Source organism: Cupriavidus sp. 207A1 (genome assembly GCF_057798955.1).
In genome coordinates this window covers 1-18,774 of sequence record NZ_JBYOJO010000014.1, presented here as the reverse complement: position 1 = coordinate 18,774, position 18,774 = coordinate 1, and the positions used below count along the sequence as shown (strand labels likewise).

General features: G+C 68.7%; 19 protein-coding genes. 11 read left to right on the top strand and 8 right to left on the bottom strand.

The features are described from left to right. Positions 1–269 precede the first annotated feature (269 nt). The 4 genes from AC3FMM_RS23495 to AC3FMM_RS23480 all read left to right on the top strand — a co-directional run bounded on the left by AC3FMM_RS23495 (position 270) and on the right by AC3FMM_RS23480 (position 4,833). Positions 270–1,481 (top strand): MFS transporter, encoded by a 1,212-nt coding sequence (locus AC3FMM_RS23495; protein ID WP_115710395.1) that lies wholly within the window; start codon positions 270–272, stop codon positions 1,479–1,481. A gap of 138 nt (positions 1,482–1,619) precedes the next feature. Further along, positions 1,620–2,258 carry a pyridoxamine 5'-phosphate oxidase gene (gene pdxH / locus AC3FMM_RS23490; protein ID WP_115710396.1) on the top strand — a complete coding sequence of 213 codons (639 nt, stop codon included), beginning with the start codon at positions 1,620–1,622 and terminating at the stop codon, positions 2,256–2,258. A 241-nt stretch (positions 2,259–2,499) separates the two neighbouring features. Beyond that, a complete protein-coding gene (locus AC3FMM_RS23485; protein ID WP_116312904.1) occupies positions 2,500–3,741 on the top strand; it encodes an SAM-dependent methyltransferase in 1,242 nt (413 codons plus the stop codon). Between the two features lie 15 nt (positions 3,742–3,756). Continuing rightward, the gene (locus AC3FMM_RS23480; RefSeq protein WP_488687560.1) at positions 3,757–4,833 is read left to right on the top strand and encodes a DUF72 domain-containing protein; all 1,077 of its coding nucleotides are present in this window, start codon (positions 3,757–3,759) and stop codon (positions 4,831–4,833) included. Positions 4,834–4,874: 41 nt separating this feature from the next. Here AC3FMM_RS23480 and msrA read toward each other — a convergent pair whose 3' ends face one another. The 5 genes from msrA to AC3FMM_RS23455 form a co-directional block, all read right to left on the bottom strand. Continuing rightward, positions 4,875–5,417 (bottom strand): peptide-methionine (S)-S-oxide reductase MsrA, encoded by a 543-nt coding sequence (gene msrA / locus AC3FMM_RS23475; protein ID WP_326346635.1) that lies wholly within the window; start codon positions 5,415–5,417, stop codon positions 4,875–4,877. 77 nt (positions 5,418–5,494) lie between these two features. Beyond that, positions 5,495–7,045: a class I adenylate-forming enzyme family protein gene (locus AC3FMM_RS23470; protein WP_326346634.1), complete on the bottom strand. Its 1,551-nt coding sequence runs from the start codon at positions 7,043–7,045 to the stop codon at positions 5,495–5,497. Further along, positions 7,042–8,295: an acyl-CoA dehydrogenase family protein gene (locus AC3FMM_RS23465; protein WP_488687558.1), complete on the bottom strand. Its 1,254-nt coding sequence runs from the start codon at positions 8,293–8,295 to the stop codon at positions 7,042–7,044. The genes AC3FMM_RS23470 and AC3FMM_RS23465 overlap by 4 nt, the downstream gene beginning before the upstream one ends. 91 nt (positions 8,296–8,386) lie before the next feature. Then, positions 8,387–9,208 (bottom strand): alpha/beta fold hydrolase, encoded by an 822-nt coding sequence (locus AC3FMM_RS23460; protein WP_326346633.1) that lies wholly within the window; start codon positions 9,206–9,208, stop codon positions 8,387–8,389. Next, a complete protein-coding gene (locus AC3FMM_RS23455) occupies positions 9,205–10,275 on the bottom strand; it encodes a 2,5-dihydroxypyridine 5,6-dioxygenase NicX family protein (protein WP_116312910.1) in 1,071 nt (356 codons plus the stop codon). Before AC3FMM_RS23455 ends, AC3FMM_RS23460 begins: the two co-directional genes overlap by 4 nt. A 165-nt stretch (positions 10,276–10,440) precedes the next feature. Between AC3FMM_RS23455 and AC3FMM_RS23450 the strand changes: the two genes are divergently transcribed. Beyond that, entirely contained in the window at positions 10,441–11,001 is a 561-nt protein-coding gene (locus AC3FMM_RS23450; protein ID WP_111519473.1) for a flavin reductase family protein, read from the top strand. 17 nt (positions 11,002–11,018) lie between these two features. Next, positions 11,019–11,477, top strand: a complete 459-nt coding sequence (locus AC3FMM_RS23445) for a MarR family winged helix-turn-helix transcriptional regulator (protein ID WP_116312911.1) — start codon at positions 11,019–11,021, stop codon at positions 11,475–11,477. Here the strand turns inward: AC3FMM_RS23445 and AC3FMM_RS23440 are convergent. Next, the gene (locus tag AC3FMM_RS23440; protein ID WP_115710414.1) at positions 11,474–11,956 is read right to left on the bottom strand and encodes an Lrp/AsnC family transcriptional regulator; all 483 of its coding nucleotides are present in this window, start codon (positions 11,954–11,956) and stop codon (positions 11,474–11,476) included. The two genes, AC3FMM_RS23445 and AC3FMM_RS23440, sit on opposite strands and share 4 nt — an antisense overlap. Before the next feature lie 157 nt (positions 11,957–12,113). On the opposite strand from AC3FMM_RS23440, the gene kynB reads away from it, so the two are divergent. Genes kynB through kynA form a run of 3 tightly spaced genes read left to right on the top strand, consistent with a single transcriptional unit; the run spans position 12,114 to position 14,962 of the window. Continuing rightward, on the top strand, positions 12,114–12,764 hold the full coding sequence (gene kynB, locus AC3FMM_RS23435; protein WP_488687557.1) for an arylformamidase: 651 nt from the start codon (positions 12,114–12,116) through the stop codon (positions 12,762–12,764). Between the two features lie 37 nt (positions 12,765–12,801). Beyond that, positions 12,802–14,058, top strand: coding sequence for a kynureninase (gene kynU / locus AC3FMM_RS23430; RefSeq protein ID WP_488687556.1), 1,257 nt, complete (start codon positions 12,802–12,804; stop codon positions 14,056–14,058). A gap of 13 nt (positions 14,059–14,071) precedes the next feature. Then, positions 14,072–14,962, top strand: a complete 891-nt coding sequence (gene kynA / locus AC3FMM_RS23425; protein WP_488687555.1) for a tryptophan 2,3-dioxygenase — start codon at positions 14,072–14,074, stop codon at positions 14,960–14,962. A 49-nt stretch (positions 14,963–15,011) separates the two neighbouring features. On the opposite strand, the gene AC3FMM_RS23420 is transcribed toward kynA, so the two are convergent. After that, on the bottom strand, positions 15,012–15,842 hold the full coding sequence (locus AC3FMM_RS23420) for an IclR family transcriptional regulator (RefSeq protein WP_488687554.1): 831 nt from the start codon (positions 15,840–15,842) through the stop codon (positions 15,012–15,014). Between the two features lie 270 nt (positions 15,843–16,112). Between AC3FMM_RS23420 and AC3FMM_RS23415 the strand changes: the two genes are divergently transcribed. After that, complete coding sequence (locus AC3FMM_RS23415) at positions 16,113–17,306, top strand: acyl-CoA dehydrogenase (RefSeq protein WP_115704244.1); 1,194 nt, start codon at positions 16,113–16,115, stop codon at positions 17,304–17,306. 121 nt (positions 17,307–17,427) lie between these two features. On the opposite strand, the gene AC3FMM_RS23410 is transcribed toward AC3FMM_RS23415, so the two are convergent. Next, positions 17,428–18,066 carry a peroxiredoxin gene (locus AC3FMM_RS23410; protein ID WP_012353545.1) on the bottom strand — a complete coding sequence of 213 codons (639 nt, stop codon included), beginning with the start codon at positions 18,064–18,066 and terminating at the stop codon, positions 17,428–17,430. A 276-nt stretch (positions 18,067–18,342) separates the two neighbouring features. Here AC3FMM_RS23410 and AC3FMM_RS23405 point away from each other — a divergent pair, with 276 nt between their 5' ends. Further along, positions 18,343–18,669 (top strand): ElaB/YgaM/YqjD family protein, encoded by a 327-nt coding sequence (locus tag AC3FMM_RS23405; RefSeq protein ID WP_010813729.1) that lies wholly within the window; start codon positions 18,343–18,345, stop codon positions 18,667–18,669. The last annotated feature ends 105 nt before the right edge of the window (positions 18,670–18,774 follow it).

Below are 18,774 nucleotides of genomic sequence, written 5' to 3'. Positions count from 1 at the left end.
CGCAACACTTGGCGCCGCTGCGTCAAGTTGACGCACGTTGTCGTTGTGCCGCGCCGCGCTCAGGCGCATAATTAAACGGCCATTTACAAGAAGCTCAAGCATGGCAAGCATTGGCTGCGACGCGGGCTCGCCCGTGTGGCATCCTTGAAGGTGCGGCTGCGGCCGCCCTTTGTTTTTGCTGCCTGTTTTGCGGCCATTTTCCGATTCACCGCTCTGGTACGGCACCCGGCCGGCACCGGACGCGCCTCACCGACGCTTCGCCCCGCCCCATGACGCTGACGCATGCCGCCGTCCCGCCGATCACCTGGCTGATCGCACTGACGGTGTGCAACCACGTGGCCTTCAATGCCAGCCGCGTGGTGGTGTCGCTGTTCGCGATTTCCCTCAAGGCCTCCACCGTCACGCTGGGCGTGCTGATGTCGCTGTACGCGCTGCTGCCAATGCTGCTGGCGATCCGCGCCGGCAAGCGCATCGACCAGATCGGCCCGCGCAAGCCGATGATGGCGGGCTCGCTGATGGTGGTGGCGGGCACGCTCCTGCCGGCGCTGTGGCACGAGCTGGATGCGCTGTACCTGTCGTGCGCGCTGATCGGGGTCGGCTTCATGCTGGTCCAGGTGGCGATGCAGCTGCTGATCGGACAGGTCTCGACCGATGCCACCCGGCTGCGCAACTACACCTGGCATGCGCTCGGGCTGTCGGTGTCCGGCACGCTCGGGCCGGTGGCGATGGGCTACGTGATCGAGCATGCGGGCTTCCGCCCCGCCTTCGCCGTGCTGGTGGTGGTGGCATTGGCGGGTCAGGCCGGCCTGCAATGGGTGCGGCCGCGGCTGCCCGCGCGCGGCGGCAACGCCGGGCGCATCGCCATCGCGGACGGCACCCGCCATTCCACGCTGGACCTGCTGCAGCATCCCGAATTGCGCGCGGTCTTCGTCGCCAGCGCCGTGCTGTCGGCCGCGTGGGACCTGCACGCGTTCCTGATCCCGATCCAGGGCTCGCGCATCGGGCTGTCGCCGTCGTCGATCGGCTGGGTGCTGGGCGCTTTCGCCATCGCCACCTTTGCCATCCGGGTGGCGATGCCGGCGGTGTCGCGCCGGCTGTCGGAATGGAAGATCATCCGCGCCGCCCTGCTGGTGGGCGCGCTGGCCTACCTGGCCTACCCCTTCGTCGCGCACTTCTGGCTGATGTGCGCACTGGCCTTCGTGCTGGGCCTGGCGCTGGGCAGCGCGCAGCCCAATGTCATGAACATCCTGCACGCCGCGTCGCCGCACGGCCGCGCGGGCGAGGCGCTGGGCCTGCGCTCGGCGGTGCTGAACACCAGCCAGGTGGTCTGGCCGCTCACCTTCGGCGTGGTCGGCACGGCGCTGGGCATGCTGCCGATCTTCCTGTCGATGGCGGGGGCGATGGGCGCGGCCGGCTACTATTCGCGGCGCCAGGGACGCAAGGCGCTGGCGCCGCCGGCGCAGCCGACCGCCGGCGGGTGACGCGCCCGGGACCGCCGGTTGGGCTTGTCGCCACGCAAATGCGGCCCCCGATGCATTCGCTATACTCGAATCAGCCGGACCCGCGCTCCCGCCCCCCGGCGCACCGCGCTTCCGGACCGATTCCCTGATGATTGCGACATGACCCAACTTGCCGACCTGCGCCGCACCTATGTGCTGGGCGCGCTGTCCGAATCCGACGTGGCCCCCGACCCCATGAGCCAGTTCAGACGCTGGTTCGACGAAGCGGTCACGGCCAAGCTGCCCGAGCCCAATGCCATGACCCTGGCCACGGTCGACGCCGACGGCCAGCCCTCGGCGCGCATCGTGCTGCTCAAGGGCATCGACGACCGCGGCTTCACCTTCTTCACCAACTATGAAAGCCGCAAGGGCCTGGACCTGGCGGCAAACCCGCGCGCCGCGCTGCTGTTCCACTGGGTCCAGCTGGAACGCCAGGTGCGCGTCGAAGGCCGCGTCGAGAAGGTCTCCGACGACGAAAGCGACGCCTATTTCGCCACGCGTCCGCTGGGCTCGCGGGTGGGCGCCTGGGCTTCCGCGCAGAGCCGGGAGGTTCCCGGCCGCGATGTGCTGGAGCAGCGCGAGCAGGAATACCGCAGCAAGTTCGGCGAAAACCCGCCGCGCCCGCCCTACTGGGGCGGCTACCGCCTGGTGCCGACCGCACTGGAATTCTGGCAGGGGCGGCCGTCGCGTCTGCACGACCGCATCGCCTACCGGCTTCAGCCGGGCACGGGCTGGCAGATCGTGCGGCTGTCGCCCTGAGCCCGGCCGGCGGACGCCACGCGCGTCCGCGCTGATGCGTCTACGCCTCTCCCGGGACGACGGCAGGGTCTTCCGGGGGTGCGCTGCACGGGCTGCGGAATTGGACTAAAGTGAGACAGGCGTCGCTTGGCTACTCTTTTCTTGCAGCGCTCGCGATGGATCGGGCAAGGTTTGCGCGGTGTTTCTCCTTGCCGGATGCGTCCGCCGAAGCGTGTGCCGCAACCATCGGGAGGTAAAGCGCATGTTTTTCAAGCAAACCCTGGAAAAGCAACTCGACAACTGGATCGCCGACCTGCGCGAGAACGCCAATCTCCCGGTCAGCCTGCGGCTGTGGAATGGCACCGAATACCCGTTGGGGCAATTCGACAAGCCGGTGGTGACGCTAACCGTGCGCGAAGCCGCGGCCCTGCCGCTGTTGCTGACCCCAAGCCTGGACAACCTGGGCGAGGCGTACGTCCAGGGCAAGATCGATTTCGACGGCCGGCTCGCGGACATCATCAAGGTGGGCTACGGCTTCTCGGCCGCCGCCACGCGCCGCGCCGGCGGTGCCCTGTACAAGGTGGCGCAGCACTTCTCGCATTCCAAGCAGGAAGACAGGGAATCGATCCAGTACCACTACGACGTCTCCAACGACTTCTACCAGCTCTGGCTCGACCCCAACATGGTCTATTCCTGCGCCTACTTCGAGCACGGCGACGAAGACCTGGCCACCGCGCAGATCAAGAAGATCGACCACATCCTGACCAAGATCCGGCTGCAGCCGGGCCAGACCCTGCTCGACATCGGCTGCGGCTGGGGCGCGCTGGTGCTGCGCGCGGCGCAGAAGTTCGGCGCGCGCTGCGTGGGCATCACGCTGTCGCAGAACCAGTTCGACCTGGCCACCGAGCGCGTCAGGGCCGCGGGCCTGTCCGACCGCATCGAGATCCGGCTGCAGGACTACCGCGACACCACCGGCACCTTCGACCGCATCACCAGCGTCGGCATGTTCGAGCACGTGGGCAAGAACAACCTGGCCGGCTATTTCGGCCGCATCCGCGAACTGCTGGCCGACGACGGCTTTGCCATGAACCACGGCATCACCTCGCCCGACCCCGACAACGGGGCGACGCCGATGGACGGCGCCGAATTCATGGACCGCTACGTGTTCCCGCAGGGTGAGCTGCCGCATATCGGGCTGGTGCTGCGCACGCTGCAGCAGGGCGGCCTGGAGGCCTTCGATGTCGAGCTGCTGCGCCGGCACTACGCGCGCACGCTGCACCACTGGGCCGACAACTTCGAGGCGCGCGGCGACACCATCCGCAGCATGGTCGGCGAGAAGAAGTACCGCATCTGGCGCGTGTACCTGGCCGGCTGCGCCCACGCCTTCGAGACCGAGAAGATGTCGATCTACCAGGTGGTGTGCCACAAGTCCGGGCTGCAGGCCGACTCGCTGCCGTGGTCGCGCCGCTATATCTACGAGCAGCCCATCGGCCGCAACGACTGAAGGCAACCGAAACGATTGACTGAAGACCTCTTCGGCGGGCTGCCCATGCCCGCCCCCGCAGCCCCTCCCGGGCAGCCCGCGACGCCAGCCGGCGCCGCCCGACCCGACTCCCCAGGCAGACCGGCGCGCGGCAAGAGCGTGCAGCCGTTTCCGGCCGCGCCAGCGCTGCAGGCGCTTGCTGCGCAACTGCCGCCCCACCTGTATTTCGGCACCTCGTCCTGGGCCTATCCCGGCTGGAACGGGCTGGTCTACGACGGCGAGTACAGCGACAGCCTGCTGTCGCGCAAGGGCCTGGCCGCCTATTCGCGCCACCCGCTGCTGCGCGCCGCCGGCATCGACCGCGGCTTCTACGGCCCGATCCCGCTGGCCGATTACCTGTCCTACGCGGCGCAGGTGCCGGAGGGCTTCCGCTTCCTGGTCAAGGCCCCGGCCAGCGTCTGCGACGCGTGGCTGCGCGGCCCGGACGGCGCCGGGCGGCTCGCCAACGCCGCCTTCCTGGATGCGGAGATCGCGGCGCGCGACTTCATCGTGCCGGCCACCAGCGGCCTGGGGCACAAGTGCGGGCCGTTGCTGTTTCAGCTGTCGCCGATGGGGCCGCTCGCCGACAGCGCGGTATTCCTGGAGCGGCTCGACGCCTTCCTCGGCGCACTGCCGGCGCTCGATCCGGCGCTGACGCCGCACGCAGCCTATGCCGTCGAGCTGCGCGACCCGGCCCTGCTGACGCCGCGCTATATCCGGCTGCTGCGCCACCATGGCGTGCGCTTCTGCCTGTCGGCGCGCGACCGGCTGCCGCCGGTGCCGCGCCAGGCGGCGGCGCAGGCGCTGATGGACGAGGCCGCGGCGGGCCCGCTGGTACTGCGCTGGATGCTGCATGCGGGCCGCCCCTACGCCTATGCGGAGAAGCGCTATGCGCCGTTCGACCGCATCGTCGACGACGATCCCGACACCCGCGACGCGATTGCCGACGTGGTGGCGCGCACGCTGCGCGCCGGGCAGCCCGCCATCGTCATCGTCAGCAACAACGCCGAAGGCTGCGCGCCGCTGAGCTGTGCGCGGCTGGCGGAGGCCATCGTGGCGCGGCTGGAGCGCTGAGCCCGCCGCCGCGCCGGCGCACGACTTTACTTGCGCACGACTTACTTGCGCACCTTCGCGCCGAACTGCTTGCGGAATTTCGCCAGCTTGGGCGAGATCACGAACGCGCAGTAGCCCTGGCTGGGATGGTCCTGGTAGTAGTTCTGGTGGCCGGCCTCGGCGCGCCAGTACGGCTGCTCCGGCTCGACCTGGGTCACGATCGGCGCGTCGAACGCCTTGGCGGCGACCAGCTCGCGCATCACGTATTCGGCCGTCGCGCGCTGCGCCTCCGAGTGCGTGAAGATGGCCGAGCGGTACTGCGGCCCGACGTCGTTGCCCTGCCGGTCCGGCGTGGTCGGGTCGTGGATGGCGAAGAAGATCTCGAGGATCTCGCGGTAGCTGATCACCGACGGATCGAAGCTGACGCGCACCACTTCGACGTGGCCGGTATCGCCTGCGCAGACCTGCTGGTAGGTCGGGTGGTCGACATGCCCGCCGGTATAGCCGGACTCGACCGCGACCACGCCTTCGACCTGCTGGTAGACCGCCTCCAGGCACCAGAAGCATCCGCCGCCCAGCGTGGCGGTTTCCAATCCATGTTCCATTTGCGCCGCTCCCTTGCGTATTCGTCTGTCTTGCCAGGCCTCAAGCATAAGCGCAGATCGACGCGCTTGCAGCGGATTCAGCCGGGCTCGCGGCGCGCCTCCAGCAGCGCGCGCAATTGCGGCTTGAGCACCTTGCCCAGCGCGCTGCGCGGCAGGTCTTCCATCAGCACCACCTCGCGCGGCAGCTTGAAGCGGGCGATGCGCGCGGCCAGCAGCTCGCGCAGCGGCTCGGCCGCCAGCGCGCCGCGCGGCGCGCCCGGCGCCGGCACGATCACCGCCACCGGCACTTCGCCCCAGCGCGCATCGGCCACGCCGACCACCGCGCATTCCTGCACGCCGGGCAAGCCGGCCAGCACGTTCTCGATCTCGGCGGGATAGATGTTCTCGCCGCCCGAGATGATCATGTCCTTGCTGCGGCCCACCACCTCGATGCAGCCGTCGGCATCGCGGTGCCCGAGGTCGCCGGAATGGAACCAGCCCCCCGGCAACCCGTTGTCGGTCAGCCCACTCTCGGGCTGGTTCCAGTAGCCCGCCATGACGTTGGCGCCGCGCACCCACAGCTCGCCCACCGCGCCCTGCGCCACCTCGGCCCCGTCAGGGCCGGCCAGGCGCACTTCGGCCTCGGGCTGCGGCCAGCCGGCGTAGCCTGGACGCGCCATGGCCTGTTCCAGCTTCAGCACCACCGACACCGGCCCGGTCTCGGTGGCGCCATAGACCTGCCCGAGCGGCACGCCGCGGGCGTGGAAGGCGTCGATATACGAGCGCGGGATGGTCGACGATCCGGCCATCACCCCGCGCAGCGCCGTCAGGTCGGCATCGGCCCAGCCCGGGTGCTCCAGCACCGCGCGCAGCGTCGCCGGCACCATCAGCGACAGGCTCGGCCGCGCCCCGGCCACCGCGTCCAGCCAGGCCTGCGGCGCGAAGCGGTCATGCAGCGTGACGCGCGCGCCGGCCAGCAGCGCCGGCAGGGTCTGGATGCACAGCCCGCCGACATGGAACAGCGGCAGCACCGACAGCACGTGGTCGTCGGCGCTCATGCCGTGCGCCCACCAGCTGGCGCGCGCATTGGCCAGCAAGCCAGCCTGGGTATGCACCGCGCCCTTGGGCTTGCCGGTGGTGCCGGAGGTATAGGCCAGCAGCAGCGGCGCATGCTCCGGCACGGGGGCATGGACCACGCCGGACGGCGCCGGACAGTCGACCAGCCGGTCGAGGTCAGCCACGCGGGCATCGCCACAGGCCTCGCGCGCCAGCGCTTCATGGTCCGCATCGTGGAACAGCAAGGCCAGTTGCGCGTGATCGCAGATCGCCCGCAACTCGGCCGGCGCCAGCCGGTAGTTCAGCGGCGCAAAGATGGCGCCGACGCGAGCGCAGGCGAACAGCAGCACCAGTTGCAGCTCGTGGTTCAGGCACAGCGTGCCGACCCGGTCGCCGGGGCGGATGCCCCAGGTCGCGGCCAGGTGGGCGCTGGCGCGCTCCACGCGCCGCCACAGCTTGCCGTAGGTGAAGGTCCGGCCCCGGTAGTGCAACGCCGGCCGGCCCGGCGCCGCGTCGGCATGGCCATGCAGCATGGCCGGCAGCGCGCCCAGGCCAGCGGCACCGGCGCGGATGGCCCGGCGGGGGGCGCTCATTCGTCGCGCTCGCCGGATTCGTACAGGGTCTCGCGGCCCATGCGGTCGAGGATCAGCTCGGCGGTCCACGGCAGCATCAGCGCGCCGCAGCGCGAATCGCGATAGAGCCGCTCCAGCGGCAGGTCCTTGAGCATCGACTGGCCGCCGCAGGTGCGGATCGCCAGCCGGGCGATATCGTTGGCGCCTTCCATCACCGCGTAGTGCGCGGCGTACAGGCGCAGGCGCTCGTCCTTGGACGGATTGGGCTTCGCTTCGTGGATCGCGCGCCAGAAGATCGAGCGCATGGTCTCCAGCTGGATGCGCATCTGCGCCACCGCGATCTGCTTGGTTGGATACATGCGCCGCTTGACCGGCGGCTGTCCCGGCACCTCGCCGCGCAGGTACTGCACGGTGAAGTCGTACGCCGCCTGCGCCACCCCGAGGTAGGTCGGCGACAGCGTGAAGAACATCGCCGGCCAGGTCTGCGCGGCGCGGTAGTAGACCCCGCGCGGCATCAGCTGCTCGTGGTCGGGCACGAACACGTCCTTGAGCAGCAGCGTGCGCGACACCGTGCCGCGCATGCCCATCGGGTCCCAGTCGCCGGTCACGGTAAGCCCGTCCGCCTTTCCGGGCACGGCGATGTAGAGCGTGTCGCGCATGTCGGGATGCTGGTCGCCGCGGTCCTCGGTGCACAGGATGCCGTAGTAGTCGGCCGCGCCGGACAGCGAGGCGAAGATCTTGCGACCGTTCAGCACCCAGCCGCCGTCGACCTTGCGCGCCGTGGTGCCGAACGGCGCCTTGCCGGCGGCCGCCGCCGAGCCTTCGGAGAACGGCTGTGCGTAGACCGCGCCGTCGCGCACCACCCGCGCGAAATGCAGCTCGCGGCGGGCCTGGTGTTCGTCGCGCTGTGCCGGGGTCATGTCGATGCCATCGGACAGCACGCCGGTCCACATGGTCGAGCAGATATGCATGTTGTAGGTGAGCGCGGTGGCGCCGCAGAAGCGGCCGATCTCGGCGCCGACCATGCAGTAGGTGGCAAAGTCCGCGCCCGCGCCGCCAAACGCCCGCGGCACGCACAAGGCCAGCAGGCCGGCCTCGCGCAGGTCGTCATAGTTGGCGAACGGGAAGCTGGCCTCACGGTCCCAGGTGGCGGCGCGCGGCGCGAAGCGCTCGCGGCCCAGGCGGTTGGCCAGCGTCAGCCATTGCGCCTGTTCCGGCGAGAAGTCGGCCGTACCGACGGCGGGAATGAAGTCGAGCTGGCCGGATGGCATGTCGCGTCTCCTTTTTGTCCTGCTCGCGCCGGATGGGGAACGGGGGCGGCGCGGCGGTTGTTGTGTTGGCGTGGCCGGAAAGCGGCGCGCTTCAGTGCACGGGAAAGTGCCGGCGCAGGAAATCCAGCACCGCGTCGTTGAACAGCTCGGGGCGCTCCATGCAGGCCAGGTGGCCCACGTCGGGCAGGCAGCGGTACTCGGCGCCGGCAATGCGTTGCGCCATGCGCTGCATCACCTCGGGCGCGGCGTTGGTGTCGTGCTGGCCGGCCAGCGCCAGCACCGGCACCGCGATGCGGGCCAGCGCGTCGCGCTGGTTGAAGCGCACCAGCGCACCCAGCGCGGCGCGGTAGGTCGGTGCCGGCACCGCCGCCATCACCGCGGTGGCGAAGGCCACGGCCTGCGCGTCGGCATCGGGCGCGACCATGGTGCGCACCAGCCCGGCCGCCATCTGCGCCATGGTCTTGCCGGCATCCAGCGGCGCGGTGCGCGCGGCGATGAACTCGCGCTGCCACGGGCCATCGCCCTTGCCGAAGGCGGGCGAGGTGCCGGACAGCACCATGCCGTCGACCAGCGCTGGCGTGGCCGCGCAAGCCTGCTGCGCCACCATGCCGCCCATGCTGTGGCCCAGCAGCACCACACGCCGGCCGGCGTCGCGTTCGAACAGCAGCACGGGCGTCAGCGCCTGCGCCAGTCCGTCGAAGTCATACGGGTCGATCAGGGCACTGTCGCCATAGCCCGGCATGTCCCACGCCAAGGCGCGGTAGCCGGCCTGCGCCAGGGCCTCGCCCTGCGCGGGCCAGGCGGTCTTGCCGCCGCCGATGCCATGCAGCATCACCACCGCCACCGGCCCGTCGCCCCAGGCCAGCGTGGCGATGCCGTTGGCGTGGCGCTGCATCGTCGCGGCGGCGCTCATGCGGCCACCTCCACCAGCGTGCCGGCCTCGACCTCGTTGCGGCCGTCGAGCGAAACCGTGCAGTGTCGCAGCGGCAGGTCGAAATGGCCCAGCGTATGCCGCCCGGCGACCTCGTTGGCGCCGGTCGAGAACAGGAAGTTGCCGGCGAACGCGCGCAGCTCGGTGCCGTTGCAATCGCGCTTGTCGTAGAACGTCATCGCGTCCCAGCGCGCCATCCGGTTCAGGCCCCAGCCCACGTGCGAGACCGCATAGGCATCGCGCGTGCCTTCGCGGTCGGCCCAGGCCTGGTAATAGCCGCGCATCATGTCGGCGTCGACGCCCTGGCCCTCGACCGCGACGATGTAGTCGTCCTCGATATGGCATACCACGGTGTCGCGCAGGTAGGTCTTGAAGGTCAGGTTGACGTCGCCCGGCGCCAGCACCAGCGTGCCGTTGACCTGGCGCCCGGCCGGGAACGCCAGGCACAGCCCGCCAGGCCAGTGCGAGACCTGGCCGGGCTTGTTGCAGAAGCCCCAGACACCGCCCACGCGCGCCTCGGCCAGGCCGATGCGCAGCTCGGTGCCGGCGGCCGAATGCACGCGCATCTCGCGCGCGCCGCGCAGGCGCTTCATCGCCGCGCGCACAGTGGTCTCCAGCGACGGGTCGGGCTGGCAGCGCTCCAGGATCTCGGGGTGCTCGTTGCTGACCATCAGCATGCGCGGCACCACGCCGTCGGCGCCGCGCAGGATCTGCGGCAGCTCAGGCGCATGCAGCAGGCCTTCGACGGTGCAGTCGAGCACCAGCTGGCAGCGCGACAACGCCGCCAGCACCGGAGCCAGATTCTGCAAGGCATCGCTGGCACCGGTCGAGCGTACCGGCGCTGGCGCCGCAAGCGCCGGGCTCGGCACCTGGATCCGAACCGGCGTGGCGCCAAGGCCCTGCACGGCCAATTCGGCCAAGGCCACGTTGACAGGGCGGGATTGGGACTCCGTTACAATTCCCACGACATCCCCGTGCCGCAGGGCACAGAGTTCCAGCGTGCGGCGGAACGCCGCCAGCCAGCGGTGTTCGATCTGCTCGATGAGCATGCGCTTGTCTCCTGCTGCTTGTTGCTTGTTATCGGCTTCTTGTTCTATGGGGCCCGGGCCGCCCACGCATTGTGCAGCGGCCAGCGCCGGCGGCGCCGGACTTGAACTCGCCGCCCCTGGCGCGAATAATATATATGAAATTTCATGAACTCCAGTGGAGCCCCCATGGGCATGCCTGAGGCCCAGCCACGGATCGCCAGCGTAGCCGCCGCCCCGGACTTCGATGCGATGCACTTCCGCCGCACCCTGTCGCAGTTCGCGACCGGGGTCACGGTGATCACCACGCGCGCCAGCAACGAGTCGGTTGCGGCCGGCGCGCCGCCCTTTATCGGCATTACCGCCAGCTCGTTCAACTCGGTATCGCTGGAGCCGCCGCTGGTGCTGTGGAGCATGGCTACGCGCGCCAACAGCCTGCCGATGTTCCGCGACGGCACCCACTACATCATCAATGTGCTGTCGGCCTCGCAGCTGGACCTGTGCCAGCGCTTCGCCACGCTCAAGGGCGACCGTTTCGCCGGTGTCGACTACCGGCTCTCGGCCACCGGCCTGCCGATCCTGTCGAATGCGCTGGCCTGGTTCGAATGCCACAACCGCAGCCGCTACGACGAGGGCGACCACGTCATCTTTGTCGGCGAGGTGGAGCGCTGCGGCGTGCTCGATGGCAAGGACGGCCCGCTGATATTCCAGGGCGGCCAGTTCACCACCACCACCCCGCTCGATCTCTGAACACCCACTGAGCCATCATGGCGGACCTGCCGGCAGTGCCCTCGCCCCAAACCTTCGTCGACGGCTACCTGGCCTACCTGCTGGCCCGCGCCAGCCATCTGATCTCGGGCGAATTCCATCGCGAGGTCGAGGCCAGCGGCCTGTCGGTGCAGGAATGGCGCGTGCTGGCGACGCTGGCCGACCGTCCCGACTGCACCGTCGGCGCGCTGGCGGAAATCACGCTGACCAAGCAGCCTACGCTGACCAAGCTGGTCGACCGCATGGCGCACGACGGCCTGGTCCGGCGCCGCGCCGGCAAGACCGACCGCCGCCAGGCGCTGGTGTCGATCACGCCGCGCGGCCTGGCGCTGGTGCAGCCGCTGCTCGAGCGCGCCGCGCAGCACGAGCGCGCGGTGCTGGACGACTTTGGCGCCCGCCAGGGCGCGCAGCTGAAGGAAACCCTGCGCCAGCTGATCGCGCTGCACACGCAGCGCTAGGCTTGTTCAGCGACCTTCAGGATCGCCAGCGGCGAACTGTCCACCTTGATCCGCTGCAGCACGATATTCGAGCGGATATCCATCACGCCCGGGGTGCGGTACAGGCGGTTCACGATGAAGTCCGAGTAGTGCTTCAGGTTGCGCGCCTGCACGCGCAGGATGTAGTTGCTGTCGCCGGTGATGATGTACGCCGACAGCACTTCCGGCCACGACTGCACCGCGGCAATGAAGGTGTCGTGCCAGCCCTCGACGTCATGGCGCATCGACACCTGCACGATCGCCTCCAGCTCCAGCCCCAGTTGCTCGGCATCGAACCAGGCGCGATAGCCGCCGATCACCCCTGACTCTTCCAGCAGCCGGACCCGGCGCAGGCACGCCGACGGCGACAGCGCCACGCGGTCGGCCAGGTCCTGGTTGCTGATGCGGCCGTTCTCCTGCAGGCAGGTCAGGATGCGCAGATCGGTGGGATCGAGGTTCATTCGAATTTCCTTCGATTATTTGTCATTTTTTCGCATTCTATGCGAAAGAGAGACCGGATGACGGGCCATTTAGCAAGCCTCTTGCCGCCGATTTTGACTATGATTCCCGACATCGACGCACACAGAAACGGCGCCCGCAGACGGCGCCGCGCAACCCATGACCGCCCCCAATCCCGACCCGCGCCGACTATGGGACATCAGCCCGCCGCTGTCGCCCGCCACGCCGGTGTGGCCCGGCGACACGCCGTTCCAGCAGCAGCCGGCCTGGCAGATCGACGCACATTGCCCGGTCAATGTCGGCCGCATCACGCTATCGCCGCACACCGGCGCGCATGCGGACGCACCGCTGCATTACACCGCCGACGGCGCCCCGATCGGCGCCGTGCCGCTGGCGCCCTACCTGGGCCGCTGCCGCGTGATCCACTGCATCGGCGCAACCCCGCTGGTGCAGCCCCATCATGTCGCGCACGCGCTCGAGGCGCTGCCGCCGCGGGTGCTGCTGCGCACCTACCGGCAGGCGCCGCAGGCGCAGTGGGACCCCTCCTTTTGCGCGGTGTCGCCGGACACCATCGCGCTGCTGGCCGCGCACGGCGTGCAGCTGGTCGGCATCGACACGCCCTCGCTCGATCCGCAGGACTCCAAGACCATGGACGCGCACAACGCGGTGCGCCGCCATGGCCTGGCAATCCTGGAAGGCATCGTGCTGGACCAGGTCGATGCCGGCGACTATGAACTGATCGCGCTGCCGCTGCGCTTCGCCGCGCTGGATGCCAGCCCGGTGCGCGCGGTGCTGCGCAGCCTCGACTGAACCTTTTCCCGAAACCCGCCTGGCCTTTCTGCACGACATGACGACCATTGACCGCGAGCACTGTATCCGGCTCGACCAGCAAGACCCGCTGCGCCCGCTGCGCGACCAGTTCGCGCTGCCCCAGGGCGTGATCTACCTCGACGGCAACTCGCTCGGCGCCCGCCCGCGCGCCGCCGCCGCGCGCGCCGCGCAGGTGGTGGCCGAGGAATGGGGCGACGGCCTGATCCGCAGCTGGAACACCGCCGGCTGGTTCGACCTGCCGCAGCGTCTTGGCAACAAGCTGGCACCGCTGGTCGGCGCGGGCCACGATGAAGTGGTGGTCACCGACACCACCTCGATCAACCTGTTCAAGGTGCTGGCCGCGGCGCTGCGCGTGCAGCAGACGCGCGACCCGGCGCGCAAGGTGATCGTCTCCGAGGCCAGCAACTTCCCCACGGACCTGTATATCGCCCAGGGCCTCGCCGACCTGCTGCAGCAAGGCTATTCGCTGCGGCTGGTGGACTCGCCGGCCGAGATCGACGCGGCCGTTGGCGCCGACACCGCGGTGCTGATGCTGACCCACGTCAACTACAAGACCGGCGAGATGCTCGACATGGCCGGGCTCACCGAGCTGGCCCACGCGCGCGGCGCGCTGACGGTGTGGGACCTGTGCCATTCGGCCGGCGCCGTGCCGGTCGAGCTGAAGGCGGCCGGGGCCGACTACGCCATCGGCTGCACCTACAAGTACCTGAACGGCGGCCCCGGCTCGCCCGCCTTCGTCTGGGTCGCGCCCGCGCTGCGCGATGCCTTCTGGCAGCCGCTGTCGGGCTGGTGGGGCCATGCCGCGCCGTTCGCGATGGACCCGCAGTACCGGCCGGTCGAGGGCGTGCGCCGCTTCCTGTGCGGCACGCAGCCGGTCACGTCGCTGTCAATGGTCGAGTGCGGGCTGGACATCTTCGCGCAGACCAGCATGCAGGTGCTGCGCGCCAAGTCATTGCTGCTGACCGACCTGTTCATCGAACTGCTCGAAGCCCGCTGCGGCCACCACCCGCTGACGCTGGTGACTCCGCGCGAGCATGCGCGCCGCGGCAGCCAGGTGAGCCTGGAGCATCCGGACGGTTATGCCGTGGTGCAGGCCCTGATCGAGCGCGGCGTGATCGGCGATTACCGCGAGCCGCGCATCGCCCGCTTCGGCTTCACGCCGCTCTACACCAGCTTCGCCGAGGTGTGGGATGCTGTGGAAATCCTGCGCGACGTGCTGGACAGCGGCGCCTATCGCGACGCGCGCTTCCAGACGCGCGGCCAGGTGACCTGACCGGGAGCGCATCATGAGCGATTTCAAGGGATGCCCCTTCTCCGGCGCGGCGCCGGCAGCCACGCCGGCAACCACCCCGCAAGGCGACGGCTGGCACGGCGCGCAGATGGATTTCGCCCGGGACATGAGCTATGGCGACTACCTCGGCCTGGACCAGATCCTGAGCGCGCAGCATCCGCTGTCGCCGGACCACAACGAGATGCTGTTTATCGTGCAGCACCAGACCACCGAGCTGTGGATGAAGCTGATGCTGCACGAGCTGCGCGCGGCGCGCGAGTCGGTCAAGGCCGACAGCCTGCCGCCTGCGTTCAAGATGCTGACCCGCGTGTCGCGCATCATGGACCAGCTGGTGCAGGCGTGGAACGTGCTGGCCACCATGACGCCGCCTGAGTATTCGACGATGCGGCCCTACCTGGGCATGTCGTCGGGCTTCCAGTCCTACCAGTACCGCGAGATCGAGTTCATCCTGGGCAACAAGAACGCGGCCATGCTCAAGCCGCATGCGCACCGGGCCGAGCATCTGGCGCTGGTGGAAACCGCGCTGAAGACGCCGTCGCTGTACGACGAGGCGATCCGGCTGATGGCGCGGCGCGGCTTTGCCATCGACGCGGATTGCGTCGAGCGCGACTGGACCCAGCCGACCGCGTACAACGCCTCGGTCGAGGCGGCGTGGCTCGAGGTCTATCGCAATCCCGGCGCGCACTGGGAACTCTATGAACTGGGCGAGAAGTTCGTCGACCTGGAAGACGCATTCCGGCAATGGCGCTTCCGCCATGTGACCACGGTCGAGCGGGTCATCGGCTTCAAGCGCGGCACCGGGGGCACCGAGGGTGTCAGCTACCTGCGCAAGATGCTGGACGTGGTGCTGTTTCCGGAATTGTGGAAGTTGCGGACCGATCTTTGATCCACGCGGTCCCTGTGCGCAGGGACCGTGCTACGACCGGCGGGCTGCCTCAGCCCGCCGGTTCGGACAACCTTGCCGCCAGCGTCTGCAGCGCCGGCGCCAGCGTCTGGTGGAACACCGCCTCGTCCACCGCCCCGTAGGAAGCGCTGCAGCTCAGCATGTGCAGCTCCTTCTCCCCCACCGGCCGGAACGCCACTGCACAGGCATGGATGGCCGGATGCCAGTCGCGAAACGACGCGGCATAGCCGCGCTGCTGCGCCTCGGCCAGCGCGGCGCGGGTGGCGGCCTCCTGCTGCTTCCATTGCTCCGGGAAGGCCTGGCTGAACTCGGCCATCACGCGCTCGCGGCGCGACGCCGGCAAGGCGGCCAGGTAAGCCCGCCCCATCGAACTCGACACCAGCGACAGTCGCGAGCCGACACCCAGCCCGAGCATCACGCCGGCGTCGTTGCGGATCGACTCCAGGTAGATCACCTCCATGCGCTCGCGCTTGCCGAGCGACACCGAGACCCCGTACGACTGCGCGAACGCCAGCATGTGCGGCCGCGCCAGCGACACCACGTCCGACGCCGACAGGTAGGCATAGCCCAGCGCCAGCACCCCGGCATCGAGCGCGTACTTGCCCAGGCTCTCGTCATAGCGCAGGTAGCCCAGCTGCACCAGCGTACCCGCGAGCCGGCTCACGGTGGCCTTGGGAAAGCCGGTGCGCCGCACGAATTCCTGGTTGCCCAGCATCGCCTCGCCGGTGCGGAAGCAGCGCAGCAGTTCCAGGCCGCGTGCCAGCGCGGTGACGAAGTTCGGGTCGCTGTCGCGCACGGGTGCCGCGGCAGGCTCCTGGGAAAGCGACGGATCGGGCTGGGGGTTGGGATTGAAGTTGGCCAAGGTTCGCGGCTCCAGTCGGCGCTTGTTCGTTCATCGCACAAAGGCGCGGAGGTTCAGGGTTTTGCCTGTTGCGTGGCAAGACCATTGCGATATACTAATTCAACGGAACACAGTTCCGCAATGCGGAACATCAAGGATCCCGAAAAAATCCTCCGCACGGATCACCGACCGATCACCAAACCCGTTACGAATGACGGAATCCGCCGGCGCGGACCGTGGCACACCAGCCGCCCGCCCGGCGCTTCCCCTGCGCTACCGAAGGAGACCTGCATGGCTGCCAACGCCGAATTCCACTGGGCCGACCCCCTGCTGCTGGACCAGCAACTGAGCGCCGACGAGCGCATGGTGCGCGACGCCGCCGCGGCGTACTGCCAGGACAAGCTGATGCCGCGCGTGCTGCAGTCGTTCCGCAACGAGAAGACCGACGTCGAGATCTTCCGCGAGATGGGCGAACTCGGCCTGCTCGGCCCGACCATCCCCGAGCAATACGGCGGCCCGGGCCTGAACTATGTCAGCTACGGGCTGATCGCGCGTGAAGTCGAGCGCGTCGATTCGGGCTACCGCTCGATGATGAGCGTGCAGTCGTCGCTGGTGATGGTTCCCATCTACGAATTCGGCACCGAGGCGCAGAAGCAGAAGTACCTGCCCAAGCTGGCCACCGGCGAGTGGATCGGCTGCTTCGGCCTGACCGAGCCGAACCACGGCTCCGACCCCGGCTCGATGGTCACCCGCGCCAAGAAAGTCGACGGTGGCTACGAGCTGACCGGCGCCAAGATGTGGATCACCAACTCGCCGATCGCCGACGTGTTCGTGGTCTGGGCCAAGCTGCAGGGCGAAGACGGCAAGGAAGACATCCGCGGCTTCATCCTGGAAAAGGGCTGGAAGGGTCTGAGCGCCCCGGCCATCCATGGCAAGGTCGGCCTGCGCACCTCGATTACCGGCGAGATCGTGCTCGACCAGGTGTTCGTGCCGGAAGAGAACATCATGCCGGGCGTGAAGGGCCTGAAGGGTCCGTTCACCTGCCTGAACTCGGCCCGCTACGGCATCGCCTGGGGCGCGCTGGGCGCCGCCGAATTCTGCTGGCACACCGCGCGCCAGTACACCCTGGACCGCAAGCAGTTCGGCCGCCCGCTGGCCCAGACGCAGCTGGTGCAGAAGAAGCTGGCCGACATGCAGACCGAGATCACGCTGGGCCTGCAGGGCTGCCTGCGCCTGGGCCGCATGAAGGACGAAGGCACCGCGGCGGTGGAGATCACCTCGATCATGAAGCGCAATTCGTGCGGCAAGTCGCTCGACATCGCCCGCGTGGCGCGCGACATGCTGGGCGGCAACGGCATCTCGGACGAGTTCGGCGTGATCCGCCATGTGGTCAACCTGGAGGTGGTCAACACCTACGAAGGCACGCACGACATCCACGCGCTGATCCTGGGCCGCGCCCAGACCGGCCTGCAGGCCTTCTTCTGATCGCAGCATAAAAAAGCCCGGCGATGAAGCCGGGCCAAGCACACTACCAAGGAGACGACGAGGCTGCCCCCGTCGATACAACAGCTGCCTTGCACACGGCCCCGCCCTGGCGGGGCCGTGTTCATTTGTTGGGCTGGGGCGTCAGGCGCAGGTACGGACGCACCGCCTGGTAGCCCTTGGGGAATTTCTCGCGCAGCACGGCTTCATCCTTCAGCGACGGCACGATGACGACGTCGTCGCCGTCCTGCCAGTTGCCCGGCGTCGCCACGCTGTGGCTGTCGGTCAGCTGCAGCGAGTCGATCACGCGCAGCACCTCGTTGAAGTTGCGTCCGGTGCTGGCCGGATAGGTGATGATCAGGCGCACCTTCTTGTTCGGGTCGATGATGAACAGCGAGCGCACCGTCAGGGTTTCGTTCGCGTTCGGGTGGATCATGTCGTAGAGCTGCGACACCTTGCGGTCGGCGTCGGCCAGGATCGGGAAGTTGACCTCGGTCGACTGGGTCTCGTTGATGTCCGCGATCCAGCCGCGGTGCGAGTCGACGGTATCCACCGACAGCGCGATCGCCTTGACGCCGCGGCGCGCGAATTCGTCCTTCAGCCGTGCGGTGAGGCCCAGTTCGGTGGTGCACACCGGGGTATAGTCGGCCGGGTGCGAGAACAGCACGCCCCAGCTGTCGCCAAGCCACGCATGGAAGCGGATGCGGCCTTCGCTGGAATCCTGCTCGAAGTCCGGCGCGATATCGCCAAGTCGCAGTGCCATGTCCTGTTCTCCTGATTTCACGGTGGAACCAGAGTAACTGGATTGATATCCAACCCAAACGAATATAAAGTCACTACAAAATCACTCGTAGTCATATAGACATTCTCTGACAGTCATCACGCGCGCTTTCGTGCATGCTGGCAATACTTGGACGTCCGACCCCGCAGCAACCCTGCAGCGAACCTCGTTCCGGGTGCGTTGCCTTGAAAGGGCGACGTGTCGCCACATATGCTAAGTATCAGACCGACAAATGCCGTTAGCCTCGGAGCGTAGAAAATGTCAGAATCCGCACAAACCGAACCAACCGCCCGCAAACAGGAGAAACTGATGAGCGATGTCAAGACCGTGCTGTCCGACGCCGAGGAACTGCTGAAGCAAGCCGCCTCGACCACCGGGGAAAAGGCCGCCGAACTGCGCGAGCGTGGCATGGGCCTGCTCAAGCAAGCCAAGGAAAAGGCCCAGGACCTGCAAGACGCCGTCGTAACCAAGAGCAAGGCCGCCGCGCGCGCCACCGACGACTACGTGCACGACCACCCGTGGCGCGCCGTGGGCGTGGCGGCCGGCGTGGGCCTGCTGATCGGTCTGCTGCTCAACCGCAAGTAAGCGCTGCAAATCCGGCGCGGCACGCCAAGGCCGCGCCATCGCGGCACCCCGCCCGGCGGGTTGCCAATGGCCGGGGCGCCCGGTGTGCCGGTAACGCTGTCGCGG